The 24121-nt window shown below is 72.0% G+C and carries 24 protein-coding genes and 2 pseudogenes; 13 read left to right on the top strand and 13 right to left on the bottom strand.

Features of this window, described 5'->3' with window-relative positions; all coding sequences use genetic code 11:
• Positions 1 to 82: 82 nt before the first annotated feature.
• Positions 83 to 217: pseudogene (locus KV205_RS16590) on the top strand (excalibur calcium-binding domain-containing protein); the annotation flags it as partial.
• 749 nt (positions 218 to 966) lie between these two features.
• Here KV205_RS16590 and KV205_RS16585 read toward each other — a convergent pair.
• The 3 genes from KV205_RS16585 to KV205_RS16570 all read right to left on the bottom strand — a co-directional run bounded on the left by KV205_RS16585 (position 967) and on the right by KV205_RS16570 (position 4674).
• Entirely contained in the window at positions 967 to 1977 is a 1011-nt protein-coding gene (locus tag KV205_RS16585; protein WP_265865141.1) for a quinone oxidoreductase, read from the bottom strand.
• A 160-nt stretch (positions 1978 to 2137) separates the two neighbouring features.
• A complete protein-coding gene (locus KV205_RS16580) occupies positions 2138 to 2908 on the bottom strand; it encodes an aldo/keto reductase (protein WP_265865386.1) in 771 nt (256 codons plus the stop codon).
• A 278-nt stretch (positions 2909 to 3186) separates the two neighbouring features.
• A complete protein-coding gene (locus KV205_RS16570) occupies positions 3187 to 4674 on the bottom strand; it encodes a hypothetical protein (protein WP_265865140.1) in 1488 nt (495 codons plus the stop codon).
• Positions 4675 to 5014: 340 nt separating this feature from the next.
• Between KV205_RS16570 and KV205_RS16565 the strand changes: the two genes are divergently transcribed.
• The gene (locus tag KV205_RS16565; protein WP_265865139.1) at positions 5015 to 5641 is read left to right on the top strand and encodes a TetR/AcrR family transcriptional regulator; all 627 of its coding nucleotides are present in this window, start codon (positions 5015 to 5017) and stop codon (positions 5639 to 5641) included.
• A 94-nt stretch (positions 5642 to 5735) separates the two neighbouring features.
• Positions 5736 to 6185, top strand: a pseudogene (locus KV205_RS36310) (TetR/AcrR family transcriptional regulator); the annotation flags it as partial.
• A gap of 93 nt (positions 6186 to 6278) precedes the next feature.
• On the opposite strand, the gene KV205_RS16555 reads toward KV205_RS36310, so the two are convergent.
• The 3 genes from KV205_RS16555 to KV205_RS16545 all read right to left on the bottom strand — a co-directional run bounded on the left by KV205_RS16555 (position 6279) and on the right by KV205_RS16545 (position 8514).
• A complete protein-coding gene (locus KV205_RS16555; protein WP_265865137.1) occupies positions 6279 to 6920 on the bottom strand; it encodes an endonuclease in 642 nt (213 codons plus the stop codon).
• A complete protein-coding gene (gene ligD, locus KV205_RS16550; RefSeq protein WP_265865136.1) occupies positions 6920 to 7945 on the bottom strand; it encodes a non-homologous end-joining DNA ligase in 1026 nt (341 codons plus the stop codon). The genes KV205_RS16555 and ligD overlap by 1 nt, the downstream gene beginning before the upstream one ends.
• Positions 7946 to 8007: 62 nt before the next feature.
• Entirely contained in the window at positions 8008 to 8514 is a 507-nt protein-coding gene (locus tag KV205_RS16545; protein WP_265865135.1) for a universal stress protein, read from the bottom strand.
• A 718-nt stretch (positions 8515 to 9232) separates the two neighbouring features.
• On the opposite strand from KV205_RS16545, the gene KV205_RS16540 reads away from it, so the two are divergent.
• Both KV205_RS16540 and KV205_RS16535 read left to right on the top strand, forming a co-directional pair.
• The gene (locus KV205_RS16540; protein ID WP_265865385.1) at positions 9233 to 10375 is read left to right on the top strand and encodes a zinc-dependent alcohol dehydrogenase family protein; all 1143 of its coding nucleotides are present in this window, start codon (positions 9233 to 9235) and stop codon (positions 10373 to 10375) included.
• The gene (locus tag KV205_RS16535) at positions 10372 to 10719 is read left to right on the top strand and encodes a DUF3040 domain-containing protein (RefSeq protein ID WP_265865134.1); all 348 of its coding nucleotides are present in this window, start codon (positions 10372 to 10374) and stop codon (positions 10717 to 10719) included. Before KV205_RS16540 ends, KV205_RS16535 begins: the two co-directional genes overlap by 4 nt.
• Positions 10720 to 10823: 104 nt before the next feature.
• Here KV205_RS16535 and KV205_RS16530 read toward each other — a convergent pair whose 3' ends face one another.
• The 5 genes from KV205_RS16530 to KV205_RS16510 form a co-directional block, all read right to left on the bottom strand.
• The gene (locus KV205_RS16530) at positions 10824 to 13259 is read right to left on the bottom strand and encodes an endonuclease/exonuclease/phosphatase family protein (RefSeq protein ID WP_374214677.1); all 2436 of its coding nucleotides are present in this window, start codon (positions 13257 to 13259) and stop codon (positions 10824 to 10826) included.
• 252 nt (positions 13260 to 13511) lie between these two features.
• On the bottom strand, positions 13512 to 14018 hold the full coding sequence (locus KV205_RS16525; protein WP_265865383.1) for a hypothetical protein: 507 nt from the start codon (positions 14016 to 14018) through the stop codon (positions 13512 to 13514).
• 59 nt (positions 14019 to 14077) lie between these two features.
• On the bottom strand, positions 14078 to 15397 hold the full coding sequence (locus tag KV205_RS16520; RefSeq protein ID WP_265865133.1) for an MAB_1171c family putative transporter: 1320 nt from the start codon (positions 15395 to 15397) through the stop codon (positions 14078 to 14080).
• 55 nt (positions 15398 to 15452) lie between these two features.
• Complete coding sequence (locus KV205_RS16515) at positions 15453 to 16025, bottom strand: toxin (protein ID WP_265865382.1); 573 nt, start codon at positions 16023 to 16025, stop codon at positions 15453 to 15455.
• Positions 16026 to 16133: 108 nt separating this feature from the next.
• Positions 16134 to 16583 (bottom strand): hypothetical protein, encoded by a 450-nt coding sequence (locus KV205_RS16510; protein ID WP_265865132.1) that lies wholly within the window; start codon positions 16581 to 16583, stop codon positions 16134 to 16136.
• A 346-nt stretch (positions 16584 to 16929) separates the two neighbouring features.
• Between KV205_RS16510 and KV205_RS16505 the strand changes: the two genes are divergently transcribed.
• The 8 genes from KV205_RS16505 to KV205_RS16470 all read left to right on the top strand — a co-directional run bounded on the left by KV205_RS16505 (position 16930) and on the right by KV205_RS16470 (position 22303).
• Positions 16930 to 17124, top strand: a complete 195-nt coding sequence (locus KV205_RS16505; RefSeq protein ID WP_265865131.1) for a hypothetical protein — start codon at positions 16930 to 16932, stop codon at positions 17122 to 17124.
• Positions 17125 to 17143: 19 nt separating this feature from the next.
• Positions 17144 to 17485, top strand: coding sequence for a WXG100 family type VII secretion target (locus KV205_RS16500; protein ID WP_374214676.1), 342 nt, complete (start codon positions 17144 to 17146; stop codon positions 17483 to 17485).
• Positions 17485 to 18348, top strand: coding sequence for an RNase A-like domain-containing protein (locus tag KV205_RS16495; RefSeq protein ID WP_265865130.1), 864 nt, complete (start codon positions 17485 to 17487; stop codon positions 18346 to 18348). The genes KV205_RS16500 and KV205_RS16495 overlap by 1 nt, the downstream gene beginning before the upstream one ends.
• A gap of 33 nt (positions 18349 to 18381) precedes the next feature.
• A complete protein-coding gene (locus KV205_RS16490; protein ID WP_265865129.1) occupies positions 18382 to 18945 on the top strand; it encodes a hypothetical protein in 564 nt (187 codons plus the stop codon).
• Between the two features lie 41 nt (positions 18946 to 18986).
• Positions 18987 to 19286 (top strand): RNase A-like domain-containing protein, encoded by a 300-nt coding sequence (locus tag KV205_RS16485; RefSeq protein ID WP_265865128.1) that lies wholly within the window; start codon positions 18987 to 18989, stop codon positions 19284 to 19286.
• A 13-nt stretch (positions 19287 to 19299) separates the two neighbouring features.
• Complete coding sequence (locus KV205_RS16480) at positions 19300 to 19953, top strand: contact-dependent growth inhibition system immunity protein (protein WP_265865127.1); 654 nt, start codon at positions 19300 to 19302, stop codon at positions 19951 to 19953.
• Positions 19954 to 19986: 33 nt separating this feature from the next.
• A complete protein-coding gene (gene sigJ / locus KV205_RS16475; protein WP_265865126.1) occupies positions 19987 to 20931 on the top strand; it encodes an RNA polymerase sigma factor SigJ in 945 nt (314 codons plus the stop codon).
• Between the two features lie 124 nt (positions 20932 to 21055).
• Entirely contained in the window at positions 21056 to 22303 is a 1248-nt protein-coding gene (locus tag KV205_RS16470) for an NAD(P)/FAD-dependent oxidoreductase (RefSeq protein WP_265865125.1), read from the top strand.
• A 19-nt stretch (positions 22304 to 22322) separates the two neighbouring features.
• Here KV205_RS16470 and KV205_RS16465 read toward each other — a convergent pair whose 3' ends face one another.
• Both KV205_RS16465 and KV205_RS16460 read right to left on the bottom strand, forming a co-directional pair.
• Complete coding sequence (locus KV205_RS16465; protein WP_265865124.1) at positions 22323 to 23672, bottom strand: hypothetical protein; 1350 nt, start codon at positions 23670 to 23672, stop codon at positions 22323 to 22325.
• Entirely contained in the window at positions 23669 to 24109 is a 441-nt protein-coding gene (locus tag KV205_RS16460; RefSeq protein WP_265865123.1) for a hypothetical protein, read from the bottom strand. Before KV205_RS16460 ends, KV205_RS16465 begins: the two co-directional genes overlap by 4 nt.
• Positions 24110 to 24121: the final 12 nt, after the last annotated feature.

Genomic DNA, 24121 nt, shown 5'->3' with positions numbered 1-24121 from the left:
GATCTACGAAGGCACCTACACGGTTCGCGGCGGCACGATCGTCGGCGCTGACGTACACGAGGTGACCGGGCCGGAGCTGCCCCCCTCCATCTACTACGAGGACTGCGACGCGGCACGAGCCGCGGGCGCCGCACCTCTCCACAGGGGCGAGCCCGGGTACGCTCCGCACCTCGACCGAGACGGGGACGGAGTGGCCTGCGAACCGTATCCCCCATGACGCACACGTTCTCGGCGCCCCGAGCCCCCGGACGGCGCCTTCCCCTCCTGTCGAGGGCCGTGCCACAACGTTCCAGCAGGGGGCGGTAAACAGCGGTCATCACGGGGCTGACGGAAGCAGCCAGGACGAGGTGCCGCGTGCCATAGGGGCCCGGACTGCACGTCGTGAGCGGCCTGGGGGGACGATCCGTCCCGCCAGCTTGGCGGGCAAGTCCATCTCCTGGCGGTTCAGCGCCGAAGCTTTCAAACAGATCTTGGACCGGGTACCGGCCCGCCCCGTCTCTTGGACGACTGCCGGCGGTCAACGAGGACAGCGACCCAGATGATTCGTGCGAGCCCACCCAGCATGGGAAGGTGGAACGAAGGGGGAAGAGGGACGCGAAAGCGGTGCGAGCTTCTCCAAGTCCCCCATCGCGTATCTGGAGAAGCGCAGCATGGAGCTTGAGGAGCAGTTGGACGGTGCACTGCGCGTGTACGAGGTCGACGGCTGTCAGGTCGTGCAAGTCGGTAAGCATGCCTATCGCTGACGCGGGAGCGGCCGGCTCGAAGTCGGCGACCGCGTGCTGCTTCCCGCGAATTGGCTGAGCAAGGTCACGTATGGCCCAGGCCCCACATGGGAGTGGTCACCAAGCTCGGCACTACCTACCGCGGTTCCGTGTCCGACATCGTGGGACGAGCACCGGAAACCGACGGGGACGACTGGCTGAAGCTCGTTCGAGAACGTGTCTGTCCCGACCTCGTCACCCGCGATCAGCTCTGCGAATCCTCGCGGCGTCCCATAGCGGCCGCATCGGGTATGACGAGCAGCTTGCCGGTGGTACGCCGAGCCTCCAGATCGCTGTGGGCCTGGGCGGCCTCGGACAATGCGTAGCGGCCCGTTACGGTGATCTCAAGCGTCTTGGAGCGCACCCACTCGAACACATCGGCTGCCCGTCGGAGCAGTTCGGACCGATCGGCGATGAAGTCCCCGAGGCTGGGCCGGATCAGGGTCAGCGATCCGCCGTGGGCGAGCCGAATCGGATCAAACGGCGGCACGGCACCACTTGCCGCGCCGAAGAGCACGAGATGGCCGCGGGTTCGCAGGCTGGCGAGGCTCGCATCGAAGGTGTGCGCGCCGACGCCGTCGAAGACAACCGGCAGTCCCTGACCGTCGTTGAGCCGCCTCACCTCGGCTGCGAGATCGTCGACTTCGGAGGAGAAGATCACCTCGGCGGCCCCGGCACGCTTCGCCAGCTCGGCCTTCGCCGTGGTCGACGTCGTGCCGATCACCCTGCCGCCGAGATGGGTGATGAGCTGGGTCAGAAGCAGCCCCATGCCACCAGCAGCCGCATGCACGAGCACCGTGTCGCCCCCCTGAACCGGGTAGGCGTCCTTGACGAGATAGTGCGCGGTCATGCCTTGGAGGAGTACGGCGGCGGCTGTCTCGAAGCCGATGTCGTCGGGCAGCGGCACCAGCCGGGAGGAGTCCACGACGGCCCGCTCGGCATACGTGCCGGGAATCTCCACCCAACCGACCCGGTCCCCGACTGCGACGTCAGCGACGCCGGGTCCGACTTCGACGACCGTGCCGGCGCCCTCAGCGCCCGGGGTGAAGGGCAGCGGGAGGCTGTACCGGCCTTCGCGGTGGTAGACGTCGAGGAAGTTGACCCCGGATGCGGCGACCTCCACGACCGCCTCGCCCGGACCCGGCCGCGGCTGGTCCACCTCGGCCTCCTGCAGCACCTCGGGACCGCCCACTTCGTACACCTGAATCGCTCGCATGACCCTCCAATGATCGGCTCGTCCCCCACCAACCCCGTTGATGGTGATCCGATTCCCGGCAAGCAGACCAGCCCGCCGCCCCGGCCACAGCCCTGTCCGGCGACCCGCACCACGCTTGGTGACCGGTCCCGCCTGCAGAGTTGTTGTCCAGACCCGTCACTCAGGCCGACAGCGCGTCAAGAGCCGCGAGGTCCTCCTGGTCGAGAGGCAGGTCGGCCGCCGCGATGTTGTCCTCCACATGGGCCACCGAGGAAGTACCGGGGATCGCAAGGACAACCGGTGAACGGGCCAGCGTCCAGGCGAGCTTGACCTGTTCGGGAGAGGCTCCGGTCCGGGCGGCGATACGGGCCAGCGGTTCGGTCGGCTCCGGACGGCCGAGGCTTTCCAAGGAGAAGAACGGCACGAACGCGATGCCCTGCCGGGTGCAGGCGTCGAGGACCTCCGGGTGCCGGCGGTGGAAGAGGCCGTACATGTTCTGTACCGCCACCACCGGGGCGATCTGCTGCGCACGGGCGAGCTGCCCGGTGGTCGTGTTGCTGAGGCCGAGGTGCCGGATCAGCCCCTCCTCCCGCAGGACGGCGAGCGCGCCGAACCGTTCGGCAGTCGTTTCGTCGTCATCCTCGTGGAGCCGCAGATAGACGAGGTCGAGGTGGTCCCGGCCGAGTTCCCGCAGTGTGCGGTGGACGCCGGCGACGAGTTCCCGGGGCCCGGCCGGGGCGCCCCAGCTGCCGTCGGGGTGTCGGACCGGGCCGACCTTGGCCGCCAGGACCAGCTCCTCGGGATAGGGGTGCAGGACGCGGCGGATCAGGCCGTTGGCCGAGAGCCCGCCGTGAAAGTAGAACCAGGCGGTGTCGATGTGATTCACCCCGAGTTCGACGGCCCGCCTCAGCACAGCCGCCGACGTCTCCGGATCGTTCGCGGGACCGGCGATCTCCCGGGCCGGAAGTGGCCCTGGCGGCCGGCCATACGGACGAGGCCGCGTCCCACCGGCTGGGGGTGTCCCTGCGCACCTACCGCCGACGGGTCGCCACTCTCATGGCCGCCCTGGACGCGCGGTCCCGCTTCCAGGCCGGCCTGCGGGCCCGCGAGATCCTCGGCCGGGGGTCGGACACCTGACGGTCTCCGGGCTCCGCGTCGTGTGAGAAGGCAGGAAAGGTGGCCCGCCCCGCTGCCGGGGGATTGCAGGGGGCGGGCCGGGAGAGTGGTCTGTCACCCCGTCGCTGACGGGGCCGGCCGGGGCGACGGCGGGGCCGCGCCGGAGGTGCTGTACGCCGCGAGGGGCCATTCGCGCTGGTAGATCGGGAACGCCAGTTCCTTCTCGAAGAGCGGGGTGCCGAGGATGGCGATACGGGCCATCAGGGCTCCGTTGATGTCGAGCCCGCCGTAGACGCCGGCCTTGCCGTTGACGACCGGGGCGGCGCCGGTGGAGTCGATGGTGACCGAGCCCTCGACGGCCGTCCGGAGGTATGGCTTGATCGACGCCTTCAGGCCCACCGCGTCGTACAGGGCGACCGAGCCCTCGATGTTCAGGCCGGTGCGGACGGACGCCTGGCCGCTGAGCGTGGCGCGGACCGGGGAGATGTTCAGGGTGCCGGGGTCGGTGAGCGTCTTCCAGCCGGTGCCCTTGGTGTAGTCGGAGCGGATGCCCCAGGTGGCGGCGAGCTGCTGCTCGGCGTCGATGGTGACCTTGCCGTCGGCTCCGACCGTGGCGTAGAGCGTGAGGTCCAGGGTGAACACGATCGGCACGGGGCCGACCATCACCGTGGGGGTGGAGTGGAGCTTGGCGAGCGGGATCCGGACCGGCTCGGCGGAGCCGGCGATCCCGGCGCGGACGCGCCAGTCGGCACGGGCGGCGACCTGGAAGCCGACGCCGGCCTGCTTGGGGCTGAGCATGTGGCCGTCGTAGGAGAAGTCGAGGCTCGGGTCGAGCTGGACCGAGCCGGCCAGGGACACCGAGGCCCCGTGGGGCAGCGGGATCGTGGTGTCCGCGTCCAGCTTCAGGCCCGCCGAGACGGAGCCGTCGCCGCCGTCGGCGCGCTTGGTGAAGGAGACCTTGAGGTCCTTGACCTGCGGCTCGACGTTGATGCTGCGCGGGTCGAGGGCGGTGCGCAGGCTGGCGGAGCTGTCGCCGAGGAGCTCCGAGACGGTGGCCGGGCGGGTGCTGACGGCGGTCTTCCCGGCCTCGGTCGGCCTGACCTCGGTGACCGCGAGGAGCGCGCCGCGCGGGGCGGCCGGGGTCGGCGGACTGTCGATCAGCTGACCGGGCCGGACCGCTGCGTCGGCCACGGTCGCGGCGTTCTGCGGAGCGTCGTCGGCGGGGGCCAGGACGGCCTCGCCGGTCCGCCGGTCGTACGAGGCGAGCTTGAGGTCCGGGGTGTCGGCCTGGGCGGGCTTGCCGGACTTCGCGGGAGGAGTGACGATCGCCAGCTTCGCCGGCTTCTCCCTCGGCACGACCGTGACCGGCAGGCTCGTGGTGCCGGGGGTGTGCCGGCGTGCCTGCGGTGTGCGGGTGGGTGTGGGCGTGGGCGTGGCCGTGGGGTCGCCCGTCGGGGAGGCGGCACTCGGGGTGGCGCCGGCGTGGACGGCGGGGGCGTTGTCGGCGGCGGAGCGGGCCGCCGGTGGCGTCGTGCCGCAGCCGCTGAGGGTGAGGGCGGCGGCCACCGTGAGCACGGTCAGTGCTCGGGTGCGTATGGACATGCGGAGTGGTCACCTTCGACGTCGAGTTGGTCAGGTTCGATGTGTGGGGAGAGGTGGAACGCAGGCGCATGGGCCTGACACAGGCGATGTCAGGCTCATGACATGACTGGCGGGCCGCGCGAGGCTGCGGCCCGAAATCGGGGCAGGCCACGCCCGTCGCCGGGTGCACGGATGTACCCGCTGCGCTGACCGCAGAGGCGAAACTACAGCCTGTAGTTCCCGTTGGGCAGACCGTACACTAGCCGGTAACCACACACGAAAACCGGGCAGTCAAGACCACTGCCGAACCGTCGACATCAGGCCACGCACCGCACGGGCGAGAAGCCAGGGAGGTCAGGAGATGGGCAGGCCGCCACGCTCCCCGCTGACCCGGGAGGGCATCCTGCGGGCCGCCCTGGCGCTGGTGGACGAGGAGGGCGCCGCCGCGCTGTCGACGCCCCGGCTCGCCGCCCGACTGGGCGTCAAGGGCCCCTCCCTGTACAACCATGTCTCCAGCCGGGACGAGATCATCGACGGCATCCGGGAGCTGATCGCGGCCGAGATGGAGCTCGACGCGAGCATCCACCCGTGGACCGCGGCGGTGGACAGCTGGGCCCGCGCCTACCGGACCGCGATCGCCGCCCACCCGCACGCGATCCCCCTCCTCGCAGGACGGCCGGTGCGCTCGGCCGCCGCCCTGCGCGGCTACGCGGCGGCGTTCGACGTGCTGCGCGCCGCCGGATGGCCGGAGGACCACCTGATGCCCTTCGTGCAGTCCTTCGAGTACTTCCTCGCCGGCTCGGCCCTCGCCCTGGTCGACGCCCCCATCGCGCTGCCCCTGCCGGAGGACGAACTCCCGCCCGGCCTGGACCCGTTCCTGAACGCCCCGCCCGACTACCGCGACATCGCGTTCGACGCGGGCCTGGCCGCTCTCATCCGCGGCTTCCAGGCCACCCTCGACACCCTCCGGACCGCCACCGACCGGTAAGCACAGGCACCGACGCCCCTCGCGAGGCCGTGCCGGCGCGGGTTCGACTCCCGTCATCCGCTCTTCTGCGAAGCCCCAGGTCAGAGACCTGGGGTACTTCGACTCCTCGGCAGCCCTCCTGGCCACCATCACGGAGGAAGCCTTCCGGCGCTCCGACGAAGCACTCACCCGAGCCCTGGCCGCCGCGAACGGGCCACTGCAACGAGTCGAGGCGTTCTTCAGGGAAAGCCTCCGCCTCGGCGCCGAGGGCGCACACCGGCCCGCCGTCGCCCTCATGAACGCCGGCCTTCCCCCGGCCTGCCAGCAGCGGCTGATGGAACTCCACCTGGAGCAGGTCGAACCGTTCCGCGCCGCCGTCCGGGAGCTCGGCGTTCCCGAACCCGCGCTCACGGCCGACCTGATCGCCGGAATGCTGCACACCGCCCTGGCCGCCGTCGAGAACGGCACCCCCCTCGATACGGTCACACAGCGCACCCTCGCACTCGTGCGCCGCTGCCTCACCCTGGCCGGCGACACGGTCCGCGCACCGGAGGCACGGGACTGAAGCCCTCGTGCCGCCGAAGCGCCTCGGCCGACCGCGGCCCCGCACGCCTCCGGATCTTCGCGAAACTGTCCGACCCCGGCCGCTTCCCGGATCTCAGCCGGCGTTACGCAGGTCGGCGGCGGCTCCCTTGTCGAGTTCGACCCGGACCAGGGCCGCCGCCAGTCGCGGCAGGTCCTCGGGGTCGACCAGGCGCGCGAGGCGCTCGGGCGTCTTCGGGAGGCCGAGGCGGGCTGCGGCGTGGCGGGCCCGTTCGTCGAAGGCGGGGCGGAGTTCGGGCCACAGGCCCTGGGCCTCGCGGCAGAAGATGTCGGCGCCCACCGGCCCGATCCGCGGGACCTCCCGCAAGAGCGTGCGGACCTGCCCGGGGTCCCCGTCGGCCTCCTCGCGCAGCCGGCGCAGGTCTCCGCGGTACCGGTCGAGTACGAGCTCGGCGCCGGCGCCCAGCGCGTTGGCGGTGCTCTCGTCGTAGCGGCGGTAGTGCGCGCGGCCGAGCGCGTCCACCCGGTCCTGCCACGGCGCTTCGGCCATCGCGCGCGGGGTGCGCATTCCGGCCTTGAACAGTTCGTGGGCGGCGGCCACCGCGATGTCGGCCTTGATGCGGACCGAGCAGAGCACGCAGAGGGTCAGCAGCTGGTACAGCGGCGCGGGGGTGTTCCGCAGCTGGATGCCCGCCTCCTCGGCGTGGGTGTGCCCGTACTCCTCCAGCAGGCGTTTCGCCGTCACCGTGGGGGACATCAGCTTCTCCCGGCCGGTTGTTCGCGGACCACATCGCGCGCGGCCTTGTCGTCGCGCAGCCCGAGGTAGCGGGGGTGGCGCAGCAGGCCGGCGGCGGTCCATTCGGTGAAGGCGACCTGCGCGACCAGTTCGGGGCGCACCCAGTGCGCGGCCCGTCCCCGTACCTCCGCGTCGGCGAACGGCGACCGCTGCCGTTCGAGGCCGTCGAGACGCCGGCGCAGGCCGCGCAGGGTGGCGGTGTCGTAGCCGGTGCCGACCTTGCCGGCGTACCGCAGCCGCCCGTCCTGGTAGTAGCCCAGGAGCAGGGCGCCGAAGCCGACCCGCCGGCCGGCCGGCTCGGTGAATCCGGCGATGACGAACTCCTGGCCGCCCGAGCACTTGAGCTTGAGCCAGTCGGTGGACCGGCGGTGGACGTAGGGCGCGTCGGCCCGCTTGGCGATCAGGCCCTCCCAGCCGCGGCCGCACGCCTGGTCGAGGAGGGAGTCGTTGCTGGAAGCGTCGCGGGAGCGGTCGCGGGAGCGGTAGCGGTTGCGGTGCGGGGTGAAGCGCAGCGGGGGGCCGAAGGCGAAGGCGTCGCGCAGCAGCCGCTTGCGGGTACGCAAGGGGAGCCGGGTGGTGTCGTGACCGTCCAGGCGGAGCAGGTCGAAGAGGTAGTACGTGACCCGCACACGGCTCGCCCGTACGGCGGCGGGATCGGTGAGCTGCATGCGCTGCTGGAGGCGGGCGAAGTCGGTGCGGCCGTGCCACAGGGCGACCATTTCCCCGTCCACCGTGAAGTCACGGCGGTCCTGCGCCGCGAGGGCCTCGGCGATCTCCGGGTAGGTGGAGTTCAGCGGCTTCCCGCTGCGGGAGAGCAGCCGCGGCTCGCCCTCGGTCCGCGTCCGGGTGGCGAGCACGCGGACGCCGTCCAGCTTGCGTTCGAAGATCCACTCTTCGTCGAAGTCGCGGCGCGAGCTGAGCGTGGCGAGCATCGGGTTGCCCGGCGCCGCGGCTGACTGGGGGCGGCCGTTCACCGACGCCGTCATCGCATCCTCCTCACCCGGTGTCTCAGCGGACGGACCATGGCCCGAGGCCCGAGGCCCGTGAGTCAGGCGCCGCCCTCTGCCCCAGCCTCCGCCCCTGCCTCCTGGGCAGCGGTGGTGCCGGGGCGGACGATGGCGACCGGGCAGGAGGCGTGCACGGCGCACTGCTGGCCGACGGAGCCGAGGAGCAGGCTGGCGAATCCGCCACGGCCCCGGCTGCCCACGACGAGCAGGTCCGCGCCCACCGATGCCTCGGTCAGCACCGCGGCCGGGTTGCCCGGGGCCACGTGCTCCTCGAACGGCACGTCGCCCGACTGGTCGATCACGGCGCGGATCTCGTCGGACACCGCCTGTCTGGCCTGTTGCGGGTCGAAGGCGGCGTCCACGCCCGACGCGGACCAGCCCACGGCTCCGGGCACGTCGTAGGCGCCCCACGCCTCCAGCTTCGCGCCGGTCAGGCGGGCCTGCTGTACCGCCCATCGCAGGGCTTCGTACGAGGTCGGGGAGCCGTCCACTCCGACGACGATGCGCCGGGGCTCCGCGCTCTGCCCGCTCTGCTCATTGGTGTTCATGGCGAGCTCCCTTCACGTCACCGGCTCCGGCGCGGGCACCGGACCGGGCAGCGGGCCCGGCTGGGGTCGCGGCTCCGGGCGCGGGCCCCCCGGCTTGGGATCCGGTCCGGGCCGCGGAGGCGTCGGCGGAACCGGGTCGGGGCCGCCGGGCCCGGGCACCGGACCGGGCACCGGCCCCGGCTGCGGGCCAGGACCCGGGCCCGGTGCCGGCGTGGGGCTCGGCGGCACCGGATCATTCGGCGGAGTGCCCATCGGGGCCCGCGTCGGCTCCGGCCCTGGCCTGGGTGCCGGTGCGGGGCCAGGACCCGGCCCCGGACCGGGCCTCGGACCCGGACGGGGTGCCGGCGGCCCGGCAGGGAACGGGTTCGTCGGGGGCGCCGGCCGCGGTTCCGACGGATCCGCGGGGTCCGGCGGCATCGGACGGGTCGGGGGAGGGAGACCGGTCTGCGTGTCGCTCACCATGATCACACCCGTTCACAAGGTCCTCGGGCGGTAGCTCTCCACTCTCTCGGCTGCCCGGGCAGGGCCCGCCCATTCCCCGCCCATTTGCCGCCCCTGCCCCAGCCGGGCATAGCGGCACGACGTCCGGGAACGCGCTCATCAGAGGAGTGACGTGAGCGGTGACGTGAGCGGTGAGGAGACGGCGGGAGGAGACGGCATGGACACCTCGCTTCCGGAGACCCACCCGGAGACCCTTCCGAAGAGCCTTCCGGAGACCATGGCGGCCTGGGTCGTCTCCGCCGACCGCCCGGGCCGGTTGGAGCGCACGGAGCTCCCCGTACCGGTCCCGTCGCCGGACGAGCTGCTGGTCCGCGTACGGGCCTGCGGCGTGTGCCGTACCGATCTGCACGTCCGCGACCACGACCTGCTGCCCCACCAGGACCGGGTCGTACCCGGCCACGAGGCCGTCGGCGACCTCGTGGCCACCGGCAGCGAGGTCACCGGGGAGCAGCGGCCCCGAGCCGGCGCGCCGATCGGCATCCCGTGGCTCCGCGGCACGTGCGGCGCATGCCCGTACTGCACGCGCGGCCGGGAGAACCTGTGCCTGTCCTCGCGCTACACCGGCTGGGACGCGGACGGAGGCTATGCCGAGTACGCGACCGTCCCCGCGGAGTACGCCTACGAGCTGCCCACCGCCGGGTCCGCCGGGTCCGCCGGATCCGCCGGATCCCCCGGACACTCCGCCGAGGAGGCCTACTCCGCCGAAGAGCTGGCGCCCCTGCTCTGCGCCGGGATCATCGGCTACCGGGCCCTGCGCCGGGCGGACCTCCCCGCCGGCGGCCGGCTCGGCATCTACGGATTCGGCGCCTCCGCGCACCTCGTCGCACAGCTCGCCCTCGCCGAGGGCGCCACCGTCCACGTGCTCACCCGCTCGCCCGCCGCCCAGACCCTCGCCCTGGAACTCGGCGCCGCCTCGGCCCGCGACGCCCTGCGAGGGCCGCCCGAACCGCTGGACTCCGCCATCCTCTTCGCCCCCGCGGGCGACCTCGTCCCGGTGGGCCTGGAGGCACTGGGCAGCGGCGGAACGCTCGCCGTAGCGGGCATCCATCTCTCCGACATCCCGCCACTGGACTACCGCAAGCACCTCTTCCGGGAGCGGACCGTCCGCAGCGTCACCGCCAACACCCGCGAGGACGGACGCGCGTTCCTGTCCGCGGCCGCCGAACACCGACTGCGCCCGACCCTGTCCCGTTACGACTTCGCCGCTGCCGACACGGCCCTGGACGACCTCGCCGCCGGCCGCGTCCACGGCGCGGCGGTGCTCCGCATGCCCGTACCGACCGAACCGCCGGAGCCGCCGGAGCCGCCCGAACCGTCCGAACCGCCCGAACCGCCCGACACCGGAGGAGGCTCGTCATGAACAACCGGAAGCTCTCCCGCGAGGAGAAGATGATCCTCGACGGCATCGAGCAGGACCTGCGGGGCGGCGACGAACCCCTCGACCACCGCCTCCGCTCCCTCGGGCAGGAGAACAGCCCTGGCGGCTGGATACGCCGGCACCGCCTCGGCCTGTCCACGGCATGCCTCGGCATCGCCTGCGTGGCCTTGTTCGTACCGACGGTCGCCACCTCGTCCCCGGCACTGCTGTGGCTCTTCGCCGCCGTGTGGGTCGTCACCGCGGTGTGCCTCATCCGGTGGGTGGAGCGAGGGTGGCGCCGTCGGAGGACCGCAACGGCCCGACGGAAGGCGACGACGACGTCATAGCGGGCCCTGTAGCGGGCCTTGTGGGGCCGCACCGACCGCTCCGAACGGGCAGAGCCCCAGGTCGGTGACCTGGGGCTCTGCCGATGACCTACCCGATGGGGACATCAGGGCTTGATGCGGACGACCTGCGGGTCGTGGTCGGAGGCCTGGGTGGCGAATTCGCTGTTGATGTGGACGACGTCGTAGTGGGTGTGCTGGGGCTTCAGGGCGGGGCTGACCAGGATGTGGTCGAGGACCTGCGAGTTGCCCTGGTACACGTAGGAGTAGCGCTCGGCCTCGGGGAGTTCGTCGACCAGGTCGCGCAGGACGCCGTCCTGGGTGAGGGTCTGGAGCGCGGGGGAGAACTGGTAGTCGTTGAAGTCGCCGAGGGAGACCACCCGGGCGCGGGGGTCGGCGGCCAGGAGCTTGGCGACGAAGGCCTGTTCGGCCGCGGCCTGCTTGGCGCGCTGGATCTCGGAGCTGCGGGTCGGGGCCTGGAAGCGGCTGTCGAGGCCCTGGTCGCCGCCCTTGCTGTTGAAGTGGTTGGCGATCACGAAGACCGGCTTGTTGTGGAAGCTGAACTGGCCGACCAGCGGCTTGCGGCTGCTCTTCCAGGCCTCGTTGCCCGGGTCGATCCGGCCCGGGGACGCGGTCAGCGAGGTGCGGTTGCCGGTGCCGGTCACGTCCACCGGCGTGGTCGCGTCGCCGCCGGGGATGTCGGTGAAGGAGACGCGGGCCGGGTTGAAGAGGAAGACCTGGCGGATGTTGCCGCCGGGCTCGCCACCGTCCTTGCCGTCCACCGGGTCGACGGAGCGCCAGTCGTACGCCGGGCCGCCGGCCGCCTTGATCGCCTCGACGAACTCGGCGACGGTGGCGTCGGACGACACCGTGCCGTCGTTGACCGGGCCGTTGTCGTCCTGGATCTCCTCCAGGGCCAGGATGTCGGGCGAGCGCAGGTTGGTGACCACGCCGGCCGCCAGCTCGGCGAACTTCGTGTCCGGGTCGCCCGGGTCGAGGTTCTCGACGTTGTACGTGCCGATCTTCAGCTCGCTCGGCAGGCCGGACGCGGTGACCTCCCGCTGCAGCCCGCCGGACTCGACGCCGCCGACCCGGGTGGCCGCCACGGAGTAGCCGCCGAACGAGGTGTAGTCCAGCGGACCGCCGGTGGCGCCGGTGAGCCGGTCGCCGACGTCGGCGACCGGGAAGTCGGCGGCCGCGCCGAGCGACTGGACCATGAGACGGCCGGAGTTGGGCCGGTCGTAGCCGAGGTAGACGACGCCGCCGCGGGACGAGCGCGGGTCCTGCTCGCGGGCGTCCACCCACAGCTCGTGGTACTCGTTGCTGGCCTGCGTCACCGGTACGTCGGCGACCTGGACGTCCATGCCCTCGAGGGACTCGTACAGGTCGAGCGCGTACGTTCCGGGCCGCAGCGGCAGGGACTCGATCGAGCCGCCCGCCGCCTCCGGGGCGTACGCGGCGGGGATGTTCGTGCCGTCGAGGACGACCGGCGCGGGCACCGGGTTGCCCGAGGAGACCACGGTGACCTTGGGCCCGGTCAGCTCGGTGACGGACTGCGAACCGCCCGAGCTGTTCGGGTAGTACTCGCTGACCTTGGCGGTGACGAGCACCGCGTCGCCGACCTTGACGGCGGGGGCGGCGCTGCCGGTGAAGACGAACACGCCCTCGCTGGTGGCCGGGTCGGCGTCCGCGTTCGGGTCCTGCATCCAGAAGCCCTTGGAGCCGTACGTCCGCACGCCGGTGACGGTGCCGGGGACGCCCACGACCGTCTTGCCGGCCAGCGGCGAGAGGCGGGTGGCGCCCTGGATGTCGTGGATCCGCACCGTACCGGGCTCGGTCGGGCCGCCGCCGGAGCCGTCGCCGCCGCCACCCGGGGTGGACTCGCCCTTGCCGTTGACGGGCGTGGGCGCGCCGGCCCGGAGGTCGGCGGCGTTGTCGTCGGTGTCGGCGAGGGACGCGGCGCGGGCCACCGAGGCGGTGTTGGAGGCGCCCGGGGCGGCGGCGGAGCCCTCGTGGACCACGGCGGTGCCGAAGCCCACCAGGTCGACGACCCGGGGGTCGGCGGCGCAGTCCGCGGCGGTCTTGCAGGTCAGCGCGTCGGTGCCGGTGACGAGCGCGATGGTGCCCGTGGTGGCGGACAGGGCCAGGTTGCCGGCGGCGTCGGCGGCCGGCAGGTCCACGGTGCCGCCGGCACCGGGCGCCTCGGCGACCAGGTAGCGGCCGCCGGGGGCGACGGAACCGCCCAGCGGGGTGACGCCCCACTTGCTGGTGGCGCTCGGGTTGCCGGGCAGGTACTGCACGCTGTAGCCGGCCAGGCCGAAGGCGGCCGCGGACGGGTTGGCGAGCTCGATGAAGTCGTTCTTCAGCGTCGCGCCGGAGTTGCCGCCACCGCCGTACACCTCCGCGATGACCGCGCCCGTCGACGGGGCGGCGAGGGCGCCGGGCAGCGGGACGAGCACCAGGGACGCGGTGACCGCGGCAGGCAGGGCGGCACGCAGCAGCAGGCGGGGGGAGCGGCGGCGAGTGGATATGGGTCTTGGCACCGTTGCGGAGCTCCTTCGTGGCGGGACGGGGCCGACCCCGGTTGCCGCGCCGGCGCGGCAACCGGGGTCGCTGAGGGTCCATGAGGGGTCGTCAAAGTGGCGGCGGAGGGCGCCTTCGGGCGTCTCACGCGGATCCAGGGGCGAAGATACGCGCGTAGAACATGGCGTAACAAGGCTTCGGACGTGAACTTACGAGGACGGGCCCACGCTCTACGAGGACGGATGCGGGCACGCTACGAGGACGGGCCCGGGCTATACGAGGAGGAACGCGGCGGCGGTGGACGCGCCGAGCGTGGCTCCGGCCACGGTCTGGGCCACCGTGTGGTAGGTCAGCGCGACCCGGGACCAGCACACGGCGGCCGTGAGCGCGTAGGCGATCAGCCACCAGGGCGAGTGCACGGCGGAGAGCAGGGCCACCACGGCCGAGGCGACGGCGGCGTCGACCGAGATCTTCCAGACGGTGTTCACCGCGAGCAGCCCGATCGTCATCACCCACAGGGCGAGCATGGCGACCAGGATGGCCGTGGGCGCCCCGCCGAGGAGCATGACCACCGAACCGGTGCCGATGGAGCCGAGGATGACGAAGAAGATGGGCGCCCGCTGGGTGCGGTCGACGACGTGGCGGTCGCCCCAGGTGCCGCGCTTGCGCTCCCATTCGATGTAGCCGGCCGGGATGAGCCCGGCGCACAGCGCGCCGAGCAGCCCCCACAGCAGGCCGGTCCAGTGCCCGGACGCGGCGGCGAGGCCGATTCCGAGCATGCCCGCGAGCAGGACGTTGCGGGGCTGGAGGACGTCGGTGACGACGCGGGCGGTCCGGTTCACGCGCCGGCCTCCAGACCGGACGACGCCAGACCGGAACCCGTACCGGACTCCTGACCCGCACCGGACTCCTGACCCGCCCCGAGGCCGGACCGCAGGACGGCGCGGGCCCGCTGCTCCGGGATGTCCTTGTACGCGGCGGCCACCCGTACCAGCCAGGCGACCTCGCCGTCCTGGTCTGTGGCGGGCTTGGTCTCGAAGGCGGCGGCCTTCCCGGCGGGCGCGCCCTCCGCCTTGGCGGCCAGGGCCGCCTTGATCCAGTAGGCGTCGGCGAGCGAGCCGGCCCTGCCGGGGTCCGCGGCCTCGGCCTCGGCGGCCTCCTTGGCGGCGGTGAGGAGGCCGTCCGGCACGTAGTGCCGCAGCTTCTCGACGGCGTCCGCGATGTCGGCCGCCCAGCGGTCGACGCGCAGGTCCGCGGGGGTGCCGAAGCGGGTCAGCTCGCGGGCGAGCGAGGCGGGCGGGGCGAAGGGCTGGTCGGGGAAGGCCGTCATCAGCTCGCGCCACAGCGGATGCAGATCCGCCTGCGCCCGCCACAGCCGGGCCCGCCGCCAGCCCTTGCTGAAGGCGGGGATGGAGGCGCCGAGTGCGAAGAAGGCGAAGAGGACCACCTGGGCGGCCTCGGTGATCTCGTCGAAGGCCAGCGCGAAGCCCGCGCTGGGCCGGTCGGCCACGCTGATCCAGAGGAACAGGGTGCGGCTGAGGGTGTAGCCGACGCCGATGAACATCGCGAAGGTCATCATGCCGAGGCCCACCCGGAGATGAAGCGCCTTGGCGTCGGCCGTGGCCAGGGCCCACTGATAGGCGCAGACGGCGGACGCGGCGCCCAAGTACAGGTAGAAGACGCTCATGTAGAGCGTGGCGCCCCACTGGCCGGCGTGTTCGGCCACGAACCGGTCCGCGGGGACCGAGCGGTCCACCACCGTGAAGAAGAGCACGGTGAGGAGGATCAGGGTGGCCACCGACGCCTTGGCCGCCACCCGCTGGACGACCCGGGCGAAGCGCACGTGGCGCGGGATCTCCCCGTCCGCCGGGAAGTGGCCGTAGATGGCGACGATGTAGCTGAGGATCGCCAGGATGGCGATGGTGGACGTGTAGTGCTTGATCAGCACCGCGAGGTCCACGACGGAGCTGTTGTTGAGGCCTATTCGGACCACTTGGGTCTTGGTCCACAGGGCGACGGCGAAGCCCGCGTAGCAGCCCCACAGGGCGCGGCGGCGCTTGTCCTCCTCGTCGCCCCAGAGCGCGGCGGGCATGCGCCACAGGGCGACGGCGGTCATCAGACCGGCGACGAGGTAGCCGGCGAGGTCGAGTCCGGTCACGTGGGTTCCTCGGGGTGTTCTACGGGAGGGTGGGGGGTGACTGCCGCGGGTGGCGCTACGAGCGGCGGAAGAGCGTGTCGCGCAGGAACGAGCCGCTGAAGAACGCACGGCGCCGGTGCGCGACGGGCCGGGAGAGCGAGTTGGCGAGCCGTCCGACCATGTCGTCGCTGGTCACGTCTCTGGCCATGCGCGGGATGAGGGAGGCGCCGAACTCGGCGACCCGCTCGTCGTGGGTGTCGTACTGGGCGCGGGCCTGGACGGTGTCGGAGGAGAGCACCCTCTTGATCAGCGAGGTGTCGAACACCGGGAGCAGCGCCCGCAGTCGGTCGGCGTCGAGGCTGGTGCCGTGGTCGAACCATTCGTGGCACAGCTCGTGCAGGATCACGTGCTGGGTCTGGTACGCGGTGGGGCGGCGCCGGTAGAGCACGTAACTGGTCGTGCCGGACTTCAGCCGCAGACCGCAGGCCGCGTTGACGCGGGCCAGGCGTTCGGGCAGCTCCTGGAGGACGATGGTCCGGCCGCGGGCCGCCTCCATGTGGGCCACCAGGCCGTCGATGGTGAAGGGGGCCGGTATGGGAAGGTCGGCCAGTCCAGCTTCACACTCTTTGCGCAGTTCGCGCAGGGACATGGGGGCCTCTTGGTCGTCGTCACGCGTGTGTGACATGCGCTCGACGATTTTAGCCAATGCCGATCGCACACACGAAAGACGCGTCCGCCGACGCCCGGGTTCCCCGCCCTACGCCAGGTCGTCCGCCGCACCGTCGGGCTGCTGCTTGGCCTTGGTGTCCGCGAGCAGCGACAGCGCAAACTCCAGGAGCTCCGCCGGCAGCCCGTCGTCGTCGACCCCCCGGCCCGCGACGCCGCTGATCTCGCCGGTGCGGCGCTTGGCGAGGAACTGGAGCCCGGCGACCACGTCGCCGACGACCTCCGACTCCTCCTTGAAGAACCGCCAGTCCACGCCGAAGCCCAGGCCGAGCGCCTTGAGGATCTCCTCGGAGGGCTGGGTGACCTTCCCGGCCAGGATGTTCGAGAAGTAACTGTGGGACAGGGCGCCGCCGCGCTCCCTGACCAGCTCGGCGAAGGTCCGTCCGGACACCTTCTGGCCGGGGAAGGTCTTCTCCAGCATGTACTCGACCTTCTGCTGCAGCGATTGCAGTTCGGGCGCGCGTTCTCCGCCGATGTCCATCCTGTTTACCCACTGTTCGCATCACGCACCGGCGCATGTGCCGGGCTTGCGTAAACACTCTACGTCACTGTTAACTACAAAAAACACGGCCAGGGGACCACAGGGGAGTCCCCTGGCCGTGTGAATCACCCTGCGCGGACCCGCACTTACAGGCGTAGCCCTTCGCGACGGGGGATGCACGAAGGGCTACCCGTGCAGTATGCCAGCCCGTCAGGAGCCGCTCCACAGGGCGCTTCTGACGCTCCCTACGCCCTGTTGAATCGCCGCCGACTGGCAGGGGCCCACGGCCACCGCGTACCGCTCCCTCCACCGCGGCGTCGCCGAGGACGCCGTACGCATCCGCCAGGTGATGGTGCTCCTCGAGGCGGCCATGCGTGCCTCGCGCGACGGCTTCACCGAGAACGAGATCGACCTCCTGGCGCGGTTCCGGCAGATGCAGGACGGCGAGGACGTCACCGAAGCCGCCCGGGACCTCACCGTGCCTGACCCGGCGCCGGGAGGGGACACCACCCGGCCGAAGAGCCGCCTGCAGGACATCTGAACCACGGGGGATCAGCACCTTGTCCGACAACAACCGGATGAACGACCGGACGGGCGACCGGCCAGACGACCGGATAACCGTCAACTTCGCAACGCTGCAGCACCTTTCGGGAGATCTGGAAGCGGTGCTCAAAGTCCTCAACGAGAAGCTGGACGGTCTGTACGGACGGGTCGCCAAGGCCGTCCTGTCCTGGGACGGCGAGGCGCGCGAGGCCTTCATCGACGAGCTGGACAAGTGGAGCCACTCCGCCGACGACCTCAAGGCCGCTCAGGCCTGGCTCCACGAGGTCGTGGTGAAGGGCCACCTCAACTACGCCGCGGCCAACAAGTCCGTACTCGAAGGCTGGGGAGGCGGCGCCTGATGGCCACTCCCGCACAGCCGCCGGGCAGTGGCAGCGGCACCATCGACGTCAAGCCGAGCGACCTCTGGTCGGTCTCCGGGCGGGTCGCCGAACAGCAGGACTTCCAGATCCGGGGCGCCAACAAGCTCCTGGAGGAACTGGGCAAGTACCCCGACGCCGGAGGCGCCGGCACCGAGGCGCAGAAGTTCGCCGCCGCCTACAAGAAGATCGGCGATCGCTGGCTGGACGTCTGGGGCCGGTCCGTGCTCAGCGTCGGCGGTGTCGCCGTCGGCTTCACCGAGACGGCCAACGCCTACTCCAAGGCGGACGCGGCCGCCCACCCCAAGCCGGGGACGACGGCCGAGCAGCGCCCGCGGCCCGCGGTCGTGGACAAGGACCCGAACTTCGGCGCCAACGAGTACATGGGGGACGGTCACACCCTGGACAAGCACGTCGGCAAGACGGACGAGCAGCTCGCGCAGCGGCTGCGCGACCAGCAGGTGGCAGGCCCGACGCCGGCCTGGCCGTACGGCAAGCCGAGGCCCAGTGCCTCGTCCGCCTTCCCGAACTACCAGCGGGCGGAGGAACTGACCGAGTACAACCTCAACCAGAACAAGGCCGCCATCGACGCCTGGATCAAAGGCCCGCCGCCCGCGACCGACGGTGACGTCAAGTCGTTCTACGCGACGGCACCCAACAATGAGACCAGCGGCCACAGCGTGTTCAAGCAGCCGCAGGACCAGAACGACCCGCTGACCGGGTTCAAGCAGGGCGGGATGAACGCCCAGGTGTACGACGTGAAGGGCATCGACACACGGATCCGGTACGACAGCAGCCGTACGCCGCCGTTCACCGTCATGACGTCGATGCCTTCGAAGTCCTAGCCCCGGCAGCCCGCCGAGAAAGGTCAGCACCACATGTCCGTCGACCAGGCCGCCTGGGAAGCCGCGGTACGCCACCTCTTCGAGGACGCGTCCCCGTACGACGCCACGGGCCCGCGCCGCCATGAGGACTGGGTCCTCGACGTCCTCGCGCTGATGGCCCGGGCCGTCCCGGACCCGCGGGGCTGGGCCGGCCTGGACGACGAGGCGGAGGACCCGGAGCGCACTGTGTCCCCCATGTACCCCTTCGTCGACCACCCCCCGGAGTACGTGGCCGTACGTCTCCGGGAGATCGACCGGGGCAGCGCCGAGAACCTGCTGCTGGCCCTCACGGACGACAACTGCACGCTGTCCAGCCTGAGCCGCTTCCAGGAGAGCGAGGAGGAACTGCGGGCCATGGCGCGCACGATCCTCGCCCGTTACGGGGACGATGCCACCTACCACACCAACGTCGACCGGCCCGGCGCCGTACCCGGCACACTCGACTTCACGACCCGGAACTGGGGATACAGCCCGCTCAGCGTCCACACGGAGGACTTCGGCCTGATCGTCGTCTCGGACACCGAGGTCGGCATGTTCTGGAACTTCTCCCCCCTCTGAGCCGCCGCATACAGCGCCCGAGGGTTTGAAAGGATGGCCCCGTGCTGACCCGTTCCGCCACGTACCCCGACCGGGACACCGCCCACTGGGCCACCCAGCAGGTGGTGACCGCCAACGAGCAGATCATCCACCGCTGGCTCGCCCAGGGCACCCGCTCCCGGCTCACCATCGAGGCCGCCTGGCCCTCCCGCGAGGAGCCCCTGGGTCGGGTCCAGCTGGAGGGCGACCTGCTGGCCGGGCGCGGGCCCGTCGACGTGCGCGCGGCGCGCGTGGTGCTGCGGCGCGAGCCGTCGAGCCCGTACGGCTTCGTCGTCCACACCACCGTTCCGTTCTACCTGTAGGGGCCGTACGCACATGTCCATGAAGCCCCTTGAGCACGACCGCCGGTACGGCGAGCTGGACCAGGTGATGCGCGCGTACCTCGGGCAGCCGGCGGACGACACGCCGGAGCGGCGCGGCCGCGCCCTCGACGCGTACCTCCGGCACACCTGGCACACCCGTCCCTGGGCAATCGCGGAGGCGGAGCGCCAGCTGCGCGAGTACAGCCGCAACCCGCCCGGCCGCCTCCGGCAGGAGCTCGGCGAGTTCTACTCGATCCCCGACACCGGAATGCCGCAGTCGGAGATCGGCGGCTGGCTGACGGTCCTGGCCGACCATCTGAAACGGAGCATCGAGGCAGGCGAAGCCCCGGAGCCCGCGCTTCCACAGACGCACTGGGAGTGGCACGCGCGCTTCCCGGAGACCGCGCAGCTGCTCGGCGGCTGGTTCTCCCAGGACATCGTGGACGAGTTCCCCGACCATGAGGCGGCCGTCGCGGACTATCGAGCGTCCACTCACCCGCAGCTGGTCGCCCGCCTGGTGGGCGAACTGAGCGAACTCCTCGCCCTGCCGATGGACGACAGCGATTACGCCCTGGCCGCCGCCGAACTCGGCATGGAGGTCGGTCCGCCCGATCCGTTTTCCCACGGTGCCTGGTTCCAGTCGGTGGCGACGACTCTGGCCGCCTGACCCGCCGGTAAGACACCCCCTAGGATGGCTCCCATGGCCCTGATCGCGAGTGACGTGGACCGGTTCGAGGCAGCGCGGCCCCGGTTGGAGGCCATCGCGTACCGGCTGCTCGGGTCGTCGGGCGAGGCCGAGGACGCCGTGCAGGAGACGTTCCTGCGGTGGCAGGCGGCCGAGGCCGGGCGGATCGAGGTGCCCGAGGCGTGGTGGACGAAGGTGCTCACCAACTACTGCCTCAACCAGCTGACTTCGGCGCGCGCCCGGCGCGAGACGTACGTCGGGCAGTGGCTGCCCGAGCCGCTGCTCGCCGGCGACCCGATGCTCGGGCCGGCCGACACAGCGGAGCAGCGCGAGTCGGTGTCGTACGCCGTGCTCGTCCTCATGGAGCGGCTGTCGCCGGGCGAGCGGGCCGTGTACGTGCTGCGGGAGGCCTTCGACCACCCGCACCGGGAGATCGCCGAGATCCTCGACATCAGCGAGGCCGCCAGCCAGCAGACGTACCACCGGGCGAAGAAGCACCTCGCGGACGGCAGGGCGCGCACCGAGATCGACGAGGCGGCGGCCCGGCGGATCGTGGAGGAGTTCCTGGCGGCGGCGACCAGCGGGCGCACCGAGCCCCTCGTCCAGTTGCTCACCCAGGACGCGATCGCGATCGGCGACGGCGGCGGCAAGGTGCCGGCGCGGGCGAAGGCGTTCGAGGGCGCGGTCGCGGTGGCCACGTTCCTGCGCGGTCTGTTCAAGGCGGGCCCGGCCCAGCGGGCCATCGTCGGCGGAACGGCCGAGATCTACGCCATCACCGCCAACGGCGGGCCGGCCGTTCTAGCGATCGTGGACGGGCGGGTCGTCGGGCTTCTCTGCCTGGAGGTCAGCGCGGACGGGATCGTCGCGGTGCGCAGCCAGGTCAACCCCGACAAGCTGGTCCGCGCGACGGAGCGGTGGGCGGCGGAGGGGCACGACGAGGCACCGCTCCACACCCTCTGACCCCATCCACCATGGATGTGACCCAGGTCACATCTGAATCCTGTCAGGAAACGCGGGGCTGCCCGGTTCAAGGGGCGACACCACGCCGGGACCACGGCGTAACCGCCCAGACAGGAGCACCGACATGCAGCCCACGCAGCAGCACCGCATCGTCGTTCTCGGCGCCGGCTACACCGGCGCCGTCGCCGCCGGCCGCATCGCCAAGCGGCTGCACCGCGGGGACGTCACCATCACCCTCGTCAACCCCGAGCCCGACTTCGTCGAGCGCGTCCGGCTGCACCAGGTCGCGGCCGGGCAGGACCTGAAGCCGCGGCCGTTCGCCGAGATGTTCGCGGGTACGGGCGTCCAGCTGCGGCTCGGCCACGTCACCGCGGTGGACGTGGACCGGAAGACGGTCTCCGTCACCGGCGCGGACGGCCAGGACGACGGGCGGCCGGCGGAACTGCCGTACGACACCCTCGTCTACGCCCTCGGCAGCGGCTGGAACGACGGCGGCGTCCCCGGCGCCGCCGCCCACGCCCACGAGGTCTCCAGCCGCCCCGGTGCGCTCCGGCTCCGCGAGCGCCTGGCCGCGCTCGGCGCCGGCCGGACCGTGGTCGTCGTCGGCGGCGGCCTGACCGGCCTGGAGGCCGCGACCGAGATCGCCGAGGCCCGCCCCGACCTCGACGTCGCCCTGGCCGCCCGCGGTGTCCTCGGCGACTGGCTCTCCGCCAAGGGCCGCGCCCACCTGCGGAAGGTGGTCGACGGGCTCGGCATCACCGTCCACGAGCACACGGCCGTCGCCGAGGTGACCGTCGACCGGGTGATCACGGCCGACGGCACCGCCGTCCCCGCCGACGTCACCGTCTGGACCACCGGCTTCGCCGTCCGCCCGATCGCCGAGGCCACCACCCTGCGGCTCACCGACCGCGGCCAGATCGTCGTCGACGGGACCATGCGCTCGGTGTCCCACCCGGACGTGTACGCGGTCGGCGACGCGGCCATGGCCATCGGCCCGAACGGCAAGCCGCTGCGCATGTCCTGCGCCTCGGGCGTCCCGATGGCCTGGCAGGCCGCCGACGCCATCGCCGCCCGCCTGGCCGGCACCAAGGTCCCGCAGGTCGCCATCCGCTACTTCCAGCAGTGCATCTCCCTCGGCCGCAAGGAAGGCCTGATCCAGTTCGTCACCGCCGACGACCGCGCCGTCGACCGTGCCCTCACCGGCCGCGTCGCCGCCCTCTACAAGGAGCTGATCTGCAAGGGCGCCGCCTGGGGCGTCGCCAACCCCACCGCCGGCCTCCCGACGCGCCGCCGCCACGTCGTACCCCAGGACATCCCGGCCCTGGCCCCGGTCCTGGCTCCGGCCCTGGCGGAGGCGGAGGCGACGGCCTGAGGGAGCGCATCAGAGCGCATCAGGTGGCTTTCGCCTCCTCCGGCTCCTCCGGTTCCTCCGGCTCCTCGGTCTCCTCCGGCTCCTCCCCCAGGAAGTCCTTCACCGCCAGCGCGAAGACGAACGCCAGGGACAGGGCAACGACCACCAGGCCGGTCGGGTGGGACCAGAGGACGTAGGTGACGACGGTGGCCGCGACCAGGAGCCAGGTGAGGAGGGTGGAGTGGCGGTGGACGAAGGGGCCGACGGGGCCCAGGCGCATGCCCGCGTGGTCGGCGGTGGTGCGGGTGGCCGTGATGCCCGAGCGCCAGAGGCCGCGGACCAGGCGGGCGGCGCGGCCGGGGCCGGAGAGCCAGGCGGCGAGGGCGACGATCAGGCCGATCGCCACGAAGACGCGGACCGAGGTGCGGAGGTAGCGGACCAGGATGTCGTAGACGGAGCCGGCGGCGGCCGCGTTGACGCCGGAGGGGAGGGCGTTGAGGTAGACCGTGCGGAAGACGGTGAGGCCGATGCCGAGGAGCAGGGAGGCCACCGCGAAGCCGAGGGCCGCGGCGATCAGGGTGCGGCGGCGGTGGACGGCGAGGAGGACGCCGCCGGCGACGAAGAGGACGGCGAGGACCGGCAGCCAGAAGCCCATCTTCTGCAGCAGGTTGAAGAGCGTCCGGACCTTGCCGATGTCGTCGGCCTTGACGATGGTGAAGTTGGTGTGGACCTCGGGGATCTTCGCCGCGACGCCCATTCCGGCGTCCACCAGGCGTTGCTTCACCTGCTCCACGATCGGCGCGAGGTCGAGGGTCACGGTGTTCTCGTTGATCTTCACCGCGCCCTCGTCGCTGCCGGTCAGCGCCCGGTCGAGGGAGGTGTGGACGGCCCGGTTGGCGTCCTTCCACACCGTCTCGAAGGCGTCGGAGGCGACGACGTCCTGCGCCTTCTCGTGGACGAAGCTCTTCACCGCGCCTTCCAGCGAATCGCCCAGCTTCCCCAGGGCCTTGGTGAGCCGCGGACGATCGGCGGGGGCGACGTCCTCGAGGAGGGACTGGAGGTCGATGTGCTCCATGACGGCGTCGGTGACGCGGTTGGCGACCGCGGCCTGGACGTCGGCGTCGGAGGCGAGCGGCGCGACCGTGGCGACGTAACGGTCGGTGTCCCCGATCTCGTCCGCCGTCCACGCCGCCACCAGTCCGAGCGGGGCCAGCACGCAGCCGATGACGATCAGCAGCGCCGCGAAGAACGAGCGGACCCGGTGGTGGGGCGGGCGCGGCGGCGTCGCGGCGGCTGCCTCCAGCGACGCGATGCGCGCCCGCAGCGCCGCGAGTTCGTCCGCGCCGTTCGAGGAGGACCCCTCCGGGGCCGGGGTGTCGGGCGTGCTCATCGGCGTACCGTCTCATCCGTCTTGAGGTCGTCGACCGCGTCGTCGAACTCGTCGAGCTTGTCGGGGCAGTAGACCTGGAGGACGATCCGCTCGGCCTCCACCGCCTTGCTGTCGGCGATGACCGGCCGCATGCCGGGGCCGGTGGCGCCGTTGGAGAGCGCCTGGATCTGGTGGAGGGCCTTCTTCAGGGCGTTGCCGGGGGCCTCGCAGACCTGTCCGCCGTCGGTGCCGAGCAGCCGCTCGGTGGTGTCCTTGTCGGGGGCCGGGTAGCCGGCCTTCACCAGCGCCTCGCTCAGCTGGTCGGCCTTCTTCGAGGTCTCGTCGGTCTGCTTGATGGTGCTGTAGCGGATGAGCCCGGTGACGACCAGGCCGACCAGGATGACGACCGCGCCCGCGTAGATCCACTTGTGCCGCGCGGCGAACTCGGTGGGACTCATGGCGTCTCTCGC

Source organism: Streptomyces sp. SKN60, from assembly GCF_026236535.1.
Classification (GTDB): Bacteria; Actinomycetota; Actinomycetes; order Streptomycetales; family Streptomycetaceae; genus Streptomyces.
Note: the sequence above shows the minus strand (reverse complement) of the source record. Positions and strands in the feature narration are given on the sequence as shown.